The following is a 304-nucleotide window of genomic DNA, read 5'->3' on the forward strand; positions in this document are numbered from 1 at the left end:
CCGACGGCGGCGATCAGCGCGTCGTGGAGTGTGAGGACGCCCGCCACGTGGGCGGCTGCGATCTCGCCGGGGCCGCGGGCGATCAGGGCGTCGGGTTGCACCCCGTGGTCCCGCCACAGTGCGGCGAGCGCGATCTGGAGGGCGACCAGCGCGATCGGTTCGCTCGGGTGCTCCAGCAGGGATGCTCGGACGGAGATGCCCAGGGCCGCGTGTGCCTCTTCCTCCACTGCGTCGAGTGCTGCTCCGAACGCGGGCTCCTGGGCGTCGAGCTGGGCCCACGGCAGGTCGGCGACGGATTCGCCGA

Annotated in this window: 1 protein-coding gene; it reads right to left on the reverse strand. The window is 73.4% G+C overall.

Annotation, left to right across the window (positions count from 1 at the left end):
• The coding region (locus J0695_RS39025; protein WP_206969601.1) for an acyltransferase domain-containing protein at positions 1 to 304 on the reverse strand (304 nt) is incomplete at both ends.

Source organism: Streptomyces beijiangensis (genome assembly GCF_017315755.1).
GTDB lineage: Bacteria > Actinomycetota > Actinomycetes > Streptomycetales > Streptomycetaceae > Streptomyces > Streptomyces beijiangensis.